The sequence below is a fragment of the Sphingobacterium sp. MYb382 genome (genome assembly GCF_037572665.1).
Taxonomy (GTDB): Bacteria; Bacteroidota; Bacteroidia; order Sphingobacteriales; family Sphingobacteriaceae; genus Sphingobacterium.
Genome location: NZ_JBBGZT010000010.1, coordinates 1 through 12,296, shown reverse-complemented (window position 1 = coordinate 12,296; position 12,296 = coordinate 1). Strand labels below are relative to the sequence as shown.

Below are 12,296 nucleotides of genomic sequence, written 5' to 3'. Positions count from 1 at the left end.
ATGAAAAAAAACATTACGGTACTCCTCTTTTTTGTTTGCTGTTTTATCACGACAAAGCTGCAGGCCTATGACCTTAGATCAGTATACACCCAGCGACCCAACGACCCCGAGGCCTTTTATTTCACACCAGACCATTTCAAGGTAGTCGCCGATGGTAAAACAGACGTCTCCGATGTGCTTCAGGAAGCTATTAACAAGCTTAAAAAAGAAAAAAATTTCGGTATTCTCTTTATTCCCGAAGGAAAGTATAAAATCAGCAAAACAATCTATATTCCAACAGCAATCAGGCTTATTGGCTACGGAAAAAATCGTCCCGAAATTATACTAGGCAAGAATTCTCCCGGATTTGATAAAGAAGTGCCTAACGATAAAGGAAAAGCTAATTACATGTTTTGGTTTACAGGAGCTTTAGTAGAAGAAGGGCAGCCTATTAGAGATGCCGGAGCAAGTACCTTTTATAGCGCCATGTCTAATATTAACCTACACATAGAAGATGGTAATCCACATGCTGTAGCCTTACGTACACACTATGCACAACATAGTTTTGTAAACCATATAAGCATTCAAATTGGAAAAGGTAAAGCTGGTTTATTTGATGTGGGCAATGAGATTGAAAATGTCGCTTTCTATGGTGGCGACTACGGAATATATACCACCAAAGCTTCGCCTGGATGGCAGGTGATGATGGTAGATGCTTATTTTGAAGGTCAACGTAAAGCAGCATTACGTTGTCAAGAGTCCGGACTTGCTATGGTCAATCTACAGGTGAAAAACGTACCTGTAGTGTTTGATATCGATGATAACTACAGCGATCGTCTTTTCGTAGAGAACAGCCGTTTTGAAAATGTAAGTGGACCTGTGGTATTGATAAGTAACAAAGATAATAGCAACAACCAGATCACCTTTAGAAATGTAGATTGCTCCAATGTGCCTACCTTAGTAAATTATCGGTCAAATACCGAAAAGGTCACTATAGCGCATAAAATCTATAAAATCAAAGATTTCGCACATGGTCTCCAATTGGACGATATGTCGGCAAGACCGAAATACCGTACGGTTACTAATGTGGAGCCCATTCAGATGCTACCTCCCGTACTGGCAACCGACATCCCCCCGCTCCCTAGCATGGAAAAATGGGTAAATATCAGAGATCTTGGAGCTAAAGGAGATGATATCACAGATGATACACAAGCATTTCAAGATGCTATTAATAAATATGATGTCATCTATGTACCACAAGGCTGGTACCGTATTACCGAAACAATTAAAATGAGACCTGGCACCAAATTAATTGGTTTACATCCTTTTGGAACACAATTCAGATTAGAGGAGAGCGCACCAGCATTCAGTGGCTTTGGTGCCCCTAAGGCGATGATTGAATCTTCTGAAGGCGGTTCGGACATCTTCAACGGTATTGGTATTAACACAGGAGGATATAACTACAGAGCAGTCGGTTTGAAATGGATGGCAGGCGCGAACTCCTATGTGAACGATGTGAAGTTCGTGGGTGGGCATGGTGGCATGGCAAAGCCTAATCCAAATGCACCAGGGTCGACACAGCACGATAACTGGAATCAGCCGCAGCGCATTAGCTCGCCAAACAATCCTGTAGCCGCTTCAGGGAAAGACCATGCTTGGGACAACCAACACTGGAGCTTCTGGGTGACGAACAATGGAGGAGGAACGATAAAAGATGTATGGACAGCTAGCACTTATGCCACCAGTGGCCTCTACGTAAGCAATACTTCAACTCCGGGGCGCATTTATGCAATGTCTTTAGAACATCACGTGAGAAATGAAGCGCGCTTTAAGAATGTTTCAAATTGGAAAGTATATGCTTTCCAGCTAGAAGAAGAAAGTCGTGAAGGCACCGAAGCGCAACCTATCGAGCTTGACAACTGTAGCGACATGACTTTTGCAAATTTATATATGTTCAGAGTGATTCGTATCAATCAGCCCTACCATAACTCTATACGCGTATGGAATGCTAAGAATATCGAGTTGCTCAACGTGCACAACTATTCACAGATTAAATACACGACCGATGTACCTGTCTATGACATCAATAAAGTTATTGAAGTTAGACCATGGGAATTCCAACGCTTAGTCATCACTGGCGACGAGCAACGTCGTGTACCTCTTACAAATGCTATTGGTAAGGTCGAGCAATTGGCGTCAGGTTTTGAGTTTGCCGAAGGCATCACGCGCGATAGCAAAGGAAACATTTATTTCTCGGAACAGCGTATGCGACGAATCTACAAATGGGATGTCGCTAAGCAGACTTTATCGTTGGTTACAGACCTCCCTTGGGAGCCCATGTCGTTGGGCGTAGATACAGAAGACAATTTATTAGTCGTTTTCAGGTATGCTGCGCAACCAGGATATATGGTAAATGGCGTGCAAGAAAAACCGATGATTTACCCCGATACCAAAGGAACCTCCTTTGCAGGATATGGCAATGCTTCTTTCGAGACACGCGTCTATGCCATTCACCCGGATCGTCCGGAAGAAACAATAAGATTGCTAGAAAAAGTACCTATGGGTTCACTAAAAAATGTACATAAAGCACTTTACCCATCTAATAGATGGCGAGATTTTCACGACTTCAATACGGTAGTTACCTTTAAACCGGAACTTTGCTTTATCGCCCCCGACGGAAAAACAATTATTCCCGATCAATATGATTTGGCTAGAGGCTCCTCTTTACTAGAAGCCTATCCGGGGAAACCTTTCTATGCTTCGGATGAATATGATAAGCGTATGGTACGGATGGATGTGGCGGCAGATGGCACGCTTTCCAACTTGAAATATTTTGTAGAATGGGGTGAATTTGGATCAGCTATCGACAAAGAGGGCAACCTTTATGTAGCAGATGGACAGATTTATATATTCGATAAAGATGGAAAAGAAATAGGCATTATCGACGTCCCTGAACGTCCTTCTTCGATTCAGTTTGGTGGTACCGATGGAAATACGTTATTTATCACAGGTCGTTCTAAATTCTTTAGTGTAAAAGTTAAATAGACTTACAAGAGATTGTAAAGTCAATTGACATCGTAAATCAGTGAGATTCATCTCGCTGATTTACCTTACAAAAACTATACTCCAGCATCCTCGTTGCAAACAAGAACGATAATAATATTCGACCCTTCCAGGGTCGTACCTACATTTAAACTAGGCTATAAATATATCAATCCTCCGGATTGAATCCTTTAAAAACCCTATCTAAAAGACAAGAAATAGATGCTAATCATTACCCCGGAGGGGTAACATATTTCTAGGAAATAGAACATTTGTAAAACCGATAGAAAGTCAAAAGAGGGCCTAGGCATCTGCGGCGTAAATCGTAGCGTAGAAAATTCCGCAAGAACAAAACTCTGTCTGAGCGTAGCGAGTTTAGTTTTGTTCCGGAATTTACAAGCGTAGATAGCAGCATATGCCAGCCTTGATTTTTGCCACACTTTTCATCAAGGAAAAGGGTGAAGCCAAGTCCTGGCTAAGGACACGCCCTATAATTAACAAGAAGACCTCAATCAGCGTTGAAAACGCTACTCTCTAACATCCTCGTTGCAAACAAGGACGATAGACCGTGCAAATAAGATTTTCTAACACAATACTTCGACCTGTCATCCTGAGCCTGTCGAAGGATAGCATGACAAATTAAAAACAGAACATTTATAAAACCGACAGAAAGTCAAAAAAAGGCCTAGGCATCTGCGGCGTAAATCGTAGCGTAGAAAATTCCGCAAGAACAAAACTCTGTCTGAGCGTAGCGAGTTTAGTTTTGTTCCGGAATTTACAAGCGTAGATAGCAGCATATGCCAGCCTTGATTTTTGCCACACTTTTCATCAAGGAAAAGGGTGAAGCCAAGTCCTGGCTAAGGACACGCCCTATAATTAACAAGAAGACCTCAATCAGCGTTGAAAACGCTACCCTCCAACATCCTCGTTGCAAACAAGGACGATAGACCGTGCAAATGAGATTTTCTAACACAACGCTTCGACCTGTCATCCTGAGCCTGTCGAAGGATAGCATGACAAATTAAAAACAGAACATTTGTAAAACCGACAGAAAGTCAAAAGAAGGCCTAGGCATCTGCGGCGTAAATCGTAGCGTAGAAAATTCCGCAAGAGCAAAACTCTGTTTGAGCGTAGCGAGTTTAGTTTTGTTCCGGAATTTACAAGCGTAGATAGCAGCATATGCCAGCCTTAATTCTTGCCACACTTTTCATCAAGGAAAAGTGTGAAGCCAAGTCCTGGCTAAGGACACGCCCTATAATTAACAAGAAGACCTCAATCAGCGTTGAAAACGCTATTCTCTAACATCCTCGTTGCAAACAAGGACGATAGACCGTGCAAATGAGATTTTCTAACACAACGCTTCGACCTGTCATCCTGAGCCTGTCGAAGGATAGCATGACAAATTAAAAACAGAACATTTGTAAAACCGATAGAAAGTCAAAAGAGGGCCTAGGCATCTGCGGCGTAAATCGTAGCGTAGAAAATTCCGCAAGAGCAAAACTCTGTCTGAGCGTAGCGAGTTTAGTTTTGTTCCGGAATTTACAAGCGTAGATAGCAGCATATGCCAGCCTTGATTTTTGCTACACTTTTTATCAAGAAAAAGTGTGAAGCCACGTCCTGGCTAAGGACACGCGCTATAATTAACAAGAAGACCTCAATCAGCGTTGTAAACGCTATTCTCTAACATCCTCGTTGCAAACAAGGACGATAGACCGTGCAAATGAGATTTTCGAACACAATACTTCGACCTGTCATCCTGAGCCTATCGAAGGATAGCATGGCAAATTAAAAACAGAACATTTATAAAACCGATAGAAAGTCAAAAGAAGGCCTAGGCATCTGCGGCGTAAATCGTAGCGCAGAAAATTCCACAAGAACAAAACTCTGTCTGAGCGTAGCGAGTTTAGTTTTGTTCCGGAATTTACAAGCGTAGATAGCAGCATATGCCAGCCTTGATTTTTGTAAACTTTTTATCAAGGAAAAGCGTGAAGCCAAGTCCTGGCTAAGGACACGCACTATAATTAACAAACAGGCTCCATTCAGCATTGCAGAAAAAACAATATGCAAAATTTGAATTTCATGGATTAACATCGCACCCCTCCTCCTTGCCAGCAACTATTTTTTTATTAATAAACACTCATATCAAGTTCATCAAAATCCTTCACTAAAGACAGTTTAATACGTTTATCTACAAGTATGTTTTTCCAAGTCTCTTTGAATACCTCATCCCCACTCTCAGCATCTTCATTAGTATTCACTTTTTCTTGCTTCTTTTTACTTAAAAAGTTAATGCTCGTTTCACGTTGAATAACAGGTCCACGATTGTCACTTTGATCATATCCTATTAACTCAAAATCTGAATTTTGAAATCTGAACGTATACTGCCAATATCCATATCTTCCATGTCCGTAACTAACGTATAAATTACCCTTTTCAATGGCAACTGATAGTTCCGGCGCAAAATAAACACCACCATCTTCATTCTCAGAAGAAAAACAATCGTAGTTCTTCACGGCTAATTCGTAATGCCCATTTTTATTGAAAAGAACAATAATTCCTCTACGGTTACGGTCCAATTCTCCACGATACTCGTCCGTAACAATTTGATTTTTGTTGGTTCCTTTTATGATAAGAACACAATCTTCCATTCCGTCTTTATTCAAGTCGCCATTTATTCTTTCATAAACGACAAACCCTTTTGGTAAAAAGTCCATTGGATTTTTCTTTCGTTCAGCTTGTCCAAAAGCAGCTGTTGTCAAAATCATCAATAAACCTGTCAGTAGTTTTTTCATTGTGTATCTTCATAAGTATAACTAACCAGCTACTTATTAGCGATTAATTCTGTTTACCGTTTTTATATATCAGCTTTATATAGGTTTTTAATATTTTTCAAAGGTCGTCCTAATAAGCTCTCAGCTTCCTTTTCACCATTTACTTTTTGCTCCTTTGTTAACTTAGTCTCTAATTCTTTAATTTCCTCAATGATTCCTTCTTGTACTGAAACTGAAAAGTCCACTTTAAACTCATTATAAATTAAGAACCACAGATAACTATTGAAATAATCTTGTGGAATATCTTTTCCATCTCGATACATATAAGCAAGTTGTAATCTTGTCGAAGTTATGTAACCACTTTTTGCTAAATTCTCAGGATTTTCAAGTTTTCCAAGTCGTGTTGCCCATACAAACATTTTGTCCACATCTTTTTTAACTCCCATTCCTTGATAGTAGCATTGGATAACGTTCCACATACACGTTTCGTCACTATTTTCAGCACATTGAAGAGCGTATGAAAATGCTTTTTCAGCATTTCGTTCAACGCCATCACCATTTCCATATACCATCATCATTTGGTAGAGCCCATCATTAAATCCTTGATCGGCAGATTTCAAATACCACTCAACAGCTTTTATATTGTCCTTTTCAACCACAATTCCAGATTGATAGCAATATCCTAAGTTATATTGAGCTTCTGCACTTCCCTTTTCTGCAGCTTGTTTGAGAAGAGGAACAGCTTTTTCAATCTCTCCTGCCTGTAAAAGTTTTTTCGATTGATCATTAAGATCTTCAGCAGTTTGTCCAAAAGTCGTTAACCGAACTAGGATAAATAATATAATTAATAATTGTTGTTTCATTATCGTTTTAAATTGTGACATAATAGTCTTAGCAATATCTAGTTAGCGGCCCTTTTTATTTCGTTTCTTATAATTTCCAAAATTTCAGTGTGGTAATAAAATGTCTTTTTCAAATCGTCTGTATCATATGCAATGTTTTCAAGAACAATTATACTCGTTTTATTTTTTGGAAAATAAAAACTCATTGAAACAAAACCTGGCGCAAAGCCCGTCTGTCCATACTGAATAATATTATCCTTCGTGTCAACTGTTATCCCATACCCATAATACGTATCACCAAACACAGGGTGATTACGCACAGCACCTTTTTGTTTAGTCTTTAATAATTTCATAGTTTTTGCTCTCAAGAGCTTCCCACTATAAAACAATCTATTCCAAACATTTAAATCATCCACTGTTGAGATGAAAGAACCTGCAGCAACATAGTTTTGAAATGTTTCCGTTTCATATACTATTTCTCCATTTTCGTTTTCCGCATAACCTTTGACTAGATGATTATATTTCTTGCTACCAGGATGAAAAGTATTGTCCATACCACAATCTCTAAACAAATTTTCAGAAAGTTCTACAAAAGGTTTTCCTGAGATTCTTTCAATGATTTTAGCGAGCAAATCATAACCAATTTGCGAATAGGCATATTGAGTTCCTACCTTAAAAGAAGTTGGCTTATCCAGTTGAGAAATACCATGCATATGTGTCAACAAATGATGAACTGTTACTGTATCAGCCCAACTTTGAGTTAATTCAGGTAAGTATTTACGAATTGGCACAAATAAGTCTATGTTTCCCTTATCAAATTCGCGTAGTACCAATACCGCTGTAAATTGCTTACTAATGGAACCAACTACAAATTGGTCATATAGCTTCAAGGGCTCCTTTTTCTCAATATCCGAATAGCCAACGCTTTTAGAATATTTTGTTATTCCATTTTCAGCGAATAAAATTACGCCATTAAAGGGTTCTGTTGTTTTAGCCGAAATTAAGCTATCAATTTCTATGGCAATTTTATTTTGTTGCCCAGAAGCTACAAAACTTAGATTAATAAAAAGAAGTAATATGATGTATTTCATTGTTATTCGATACGCTCGTGCGCTGTGCTAAAATTACCGTTAACCATTGTCTTTACGAAACTATAATACAAAAAATCAGCTTTGCTAAACTGAAGAACTTGTCGCTATCCTAATCCAGCATTACAGACGAACTCTATATCGCAATAACAAGCCTCAATCAGCGTTGCAAAAGAGAATGATAAAACTAATCCTTCGACAAGCTCAGAGTTACAAATAAAAAAAGAACCCTTTATGCATTCCTTCAGAAAGTCAAAAGAAGGCCTAGGCATCTGCGGCGTAAATCGTAACGTAGAAAATTCGGCAAGAACAAAACTCTGTTTGAGCGTAGCGAGTTTAGTTTTGTTCCGGAATTTACAAGCGTAGATAGCAGCATATGCCAGCCTTGATTTTTGCCACACTTTTTATCAAGGAAAAGTGTGAAGCCAAGTCCTGGCTAAGGACACGCGCTATAATTAACAAGAAGACCTCAATCAGCGTTGAAAACGCTCCCCTCCAGCATCCTCGTAGCAAACAAGGACGATAATAATATTCGACCCATCCAGGGTCATACCTACATTTAAACTTGGCTATACATATGTCAATCCTCCGAATTGCATCCCTTAAGAAAGTCCTACCTAAAAAACAAGAAATAGAAAACGTCAGGAGATTAAGAACTCAAACAATTCCGAATAACATCTTGGAGCTTTCTGTTCGGATAGGAAATCGAAGTACAAAAGCCGAAACTATTTCTAAAGTTCAATTGAAAAACTACCGTTGAATTTTGCACTTCAGCCCACCTGAAGCAAAACCTTTGTTATGTGAAGCTTTTATTCCTTCGCTTTTGGTTTCCAATATATTTTTTCTATTTCAAATTTCTTTGTTCTCGGGTTAAAATTGTAAAGGATTGCATTTCCAATTAGGCAGTTTTCATAATTTTCTTTTGTTAAATACCAGGAACTTTCAATTTCAACATTATTCTTACGTGTGAAGTCAAACTCGAAAATTGGGTCGTTCATTTCTTCAAATTTCTCATCGCAATTTTCAACATTTTATTTTTTCTTCAACTGCTCTCTGAAGTTTGCAAAGATTGTTTTTTCGTCTAAATACTTTTTTATCACATTCGATTTTACCTCGTAAAAATTTAGTGAATTTCCATCTCCAACAATGTCATCGGTAATAACAATGTATGAATTCTCAGCAGTCTTGTAAATGTTTATTGACCAAAAACCGTCAACAATCGTGAAGCCTGCTTTATTAGGTTCAAAATATTTCTGATTAAAAAAATTAGGATTTTCGTCTGTATAGTAATTGTTAGCTTTTATTTCATTATACCATTTTATTCTATCTTCAAGTTTCCATTTCCAACTTAAAAAAGCACTATCAGGTAAAAGCAAAATAATGTCAAGCAAGACTTTATTTTTTTCAAAATCGATTCCAATTTTGTTTTTAGAATTTGATTTTTGGTTATTCTGTAAAGGTTCCACCTTTAATGTGTCTGTGGACTTTGAAGTCGTTGAAACTGTATCTTGAGTTTTGTTTTTACAAGATATTATTGTCAAAATCAATAATAGAATTAATAGTTGCTTCATTTTAGTGGTATCAGTTTTCATAAGGTGTCACATAACGGTTTGGATATTGCCGAAGGCGGGTTTCGAAGAACAAAGTTTCAATTTATTATTAAAAATCCCGCCTAACACCCCACCCCTGTGCTAGTGGTCGACATTTCTCAATTTATTCCAAAATATCTTCATTAATAAAGTCATACTCGTTGTCAATTAGTTTTTTTAGATATTCCTCAAAACTGTCAGCAATTACACTAAATTCGTCAGGGTCGTGTAGAAACCTTACTATTTGACCTTTTGTCCCTTTTTCAGAAGGACTGAAATCTATAAATAATTGCGACGTACCACCATTATTCATACAGTCAGAAAAATGAAGCCATTTTAGTGAGTATGGCTGATCTGTGATTTTTTCGTCTATATGAACTTTCTCATATTTTCTCTCTATATAGTCTGAGTAACATTTAATTGCTAGGTTCTGATTTTCTACAATTTCTCTTGAGGATAATAGATAATATGGATACTCTTCAACATCAGAGCCAAGAAAATATAATATAATTTCTTCTCCTTTATATTCCCTCCAATATGTTCCGTCTACAAATTCAAGCAGACTTATAAACGAATTGGGAACTTCTGGATACAAAGATTTAATCTCTTCAATGTCTTCCCTTGTTGCGCCGTGTTTTATTTTTTCAAAATGTTCCCAGGTTTCTTTAGCGCCATTATCAAAATACGCTTTTTCAAGTCCTGATAAATATTTTTTTACAATTTCCATTGTCTTTTTAATTGTAGTTTGCTTGTGGTTGGTTGATGCTTTTCGCCGAGCCATTAATAGCAAATAGCGGATTCCTAACAACAACATGTTTAGCAAAACTAATAAACATATTTATAGAAAATATAACATTTATAAAACCGACAGAAAGTCAAAAGAAGGCCTAGGCATCTGCGGCGTAAATCGTAGCGTAGAAAATTCGGCAAGAACAAAACTCTGTCTGAGCGTAGCGAGTTTAGTTTAGTTCCGGAATTTACAAGCGTAGATAGCAGCATATGCCAGCCTTGATTTTTGCCACACTTTTCATCAAGGAAAAGTGTGAAGCCAAGTCCTGGCTAAGGACAAGCGCTATAATTAATTAACAGACTCCGAGTAGCGTTTGCAAGCAAGGACGATAGACCGTGCAAATGAGATTTTCGAACACAATACTTCGACCTGTCATCCTGAGCCTGTCGAAGGATAGCATGACAAATTAAAAATAGAACATTTATAAAACCGACAGAAAGTCAAAAGAAGGCCTAGGCATCTGCGGCGTAAATCGTAGCGCAGAAAATTCCGCAAGAACAAAACTCTGTCTGAGCATAGCGAGTTTAGTTTTGTTCCGGAATTTACAAGTGTAGATAGCAGCATATGCCAGCCTTGATTTTTGCTACACTTTTCATCAAGGAAAAGTGTGAAGCTAAGTCCTGGCTAAGGACAAGCGCTATAATTAACAAAAAGACCTTAATCAGCGTTGCAAACGCTACTCTCCAACACCCTCGTTGCAAACATGGACGATAATACTATTCGACCCTTCCAGGGTCGTACCATCATTTAAACTAGGCTATAAATATATCAATCCTCCGGATTGAATCCCTTTAAAACCCCTATCTAAAAAACAAGAAATAGATGCCAATCATTACCCCGGAGGGGTAACATATTTATAGAAAATAGAACATTTATAAAACCGACCTCAGAGGGGTCGCATATAAACAGAGATTTCAAGGAATATTTCTAAACAATATTCCGATATGTTATCCTGAGCCTGTAGAAGGACAGCATAGCAAAATAAAAAAGCCTCTTTTATACATTCTTTCAGAAAGTCAAAGGAAGGCCTAGGCGTCTGCGGCGTAAATCGTAGCGTAGAAAATTACGCAAGAACAAAACGCTGTCTGAGCGTAGCGAGTTTAGTTTTGTTCCGGAACTTACAAGCGTAGATAGCAGCATATGCCAGCCTTGATTTTTGCCACACTTTTCATCAAGGAAAAGTGTGAAGCCAAGTCCTGGCTAAGGACAAGCACTATAATTAAGAAACAGACTCCAATCAGCGTTGCAAACAAAGACGATAAATTGTGAAAATAAACCGTTCTAATACGATGCTTCGACACGCTCAGCATGACAACTTGGGATGGACTCTACACCAGGCGAAAGGAGGTAGAAAGTCAAAGGAAGGCCTAGGCATCTGCGGCGTAAATCGTAGCGTAGAAAATTCGGCAAGAACAAAACTCTGTCTGAGCGTAGCGAGTTTAGTTTAGTTCCGGAATTTACAAGCGTAGATAGCAGCATATGCCAGCCTTGATTTTTGCCACACTTTTCATCAAGGAAAAGTGTGAAGCCAAGTCCTGGCTAAGGACAAGCGCTATAATTAATTAACAGACTCCGAGTAGCGTTTGCAAACGCTACTCGGAGTCTGTTAATTCTAAGCTGAAAGCTTTCAGAGCAATATTCAGGGGTGTTAGAGACACGAAGTTCTTCTTATACCGCGTAATGAAATTGTATGCTTAAAAAAAGATCCCCCCCAAGAATTCGGATCATACGGAATTCTTGGGGGGTAAATTTAATTATTGTTAGTTTAGCGTTTTAAATAGATATACTTTGCAAGACGCCGAACGTAAACTTCTGACTTTATTGATGCCCGAAGGGCTATTAGAATATTTTGATATCATGGATGTTGTCTCAAAAGACAACGAACTTCATATTTATCTCGATGAAAAGAACATAGCCCCTTCAGGTTATGAAAATGCTAAATTAGAATCAAAAGGTTTTATGCCATCCGCTGAAATTAAGGATTTTCCTATTCGCACTCAGAAAGTTACACTTCATATTAAACGCCGACGTTGGACAGTTCTAGCTGATGGGAAAATCATTACTAGAGATTGGAACTTGGTGCGTGAAGGGGCTCGAATGACTACAGAGTTCGGGCTTTTTTTAAAGGGGATATTTGGATAATTATCCCATTAGTGCTCATCTATTAGGTCTTTTCTTCCAGTTAGATGGAAAAC

Annotated in this window: 7 protein-coding genes; 2 read left to right on the top strand and 5 right to left on the bottom strand. The window is 38.3% G+C overall.

The window, feature by feature from the left end:
- A complete protein-coding gene (locus WH223_RS03560) occupies nt 1-3,024 on the top strand; it encodes a glycosyl hydrolase family 28-related protein (protein ID WP_340046153.1) in 3,024 nt (1,007 codons plus the stop codon).
- A gap of 2,123 nt (nt 3,025-5,147) precedes the next feature.
- Here WH223_RS03560 and WH223_RS03555 read toward each other — a convergent pair.
- From WH223_RS03555 to WH223_RS03535, 5 genes are all read right to left on the bottom strand, one after another.
- Nucleotides 5,148-5,813: a hypothetical protein gene (locus tag WH223_RS03555; RefSeq protein WP_340046152.1), complete on the bottom strand. Its 666-nt coding sequence runs from the start codon at nt 5,811-5,813 to the stop codon at nt 5,148-5,150.
- A gap of 62 nt (nt 5,814-5,875) precedes the next feature.
- A complete protein-coding gene (locus WH223_RS03550; protein ID WP_340046151.1) occupies nt 5,876-6,655 on the bottom strand; it encodes a tetratricopeptide repeat protein in 780 nt (259 codons plus the stop codon).
- Nucleotides 6,656-6,693: 38 nt separating this feature from the next.
- Nucleotides 6,694-7,725, bottom strand: a complete 1,032-nt coding sequence (locus WH223_RS03545; protein ID WP_340046150.1) for a serine hydrolase domain-containing protein — start codon at nt 7,723-7,725, stop codon at nt 6,694-6,696.
- A gap of 1,028 nt (nt 7,726-8,753) precedes the next feature.
- Nucleotides 8,754-9,314 (bottom strand): hypothetical protein, encoded by a 561-nt coding sequence (locus WH223_RS03540; RefSeq protein WP_340046149.1) that lies wholly within the window; start codon nt 9,312-9,314, stop codon nt 8,754-8,756.
- 121 nt (nt 9,315-9,435) lie between these two features.
- Nucleotides 9,436-10,038: an SMI1/KNR4 family protein gene (locus WH223_RS03535; protein ID WP_340046148.1), complete on the bottom strand. Its 603-nt coding sequence runs from the start codon at nt 10,036-10,038 to the stop codon at nt 9,436-9,438.
- A 1,851-nt stretch (nt 10,039-11,889) separates the two neighbouring features.
- On the opposite strand from WH223_RS03535, the gene WH223_RS03525 reads away from it, so the two are divergent.
- Nucleotides 11,890-12,243 (top strand): ISAon1 family transposase N-terminal region protein, encoded by a 354-nt coding sequence (locus WH223_RS03525; RefSeq protein WP_340046147.1) that lies wholly within the window; start codon nt 11,890-11,892, stop codon nt 12,241-12,243.
- The last annotated feature ends 53 nt before the right edge of the window (nt 12,244-12,296 follow it).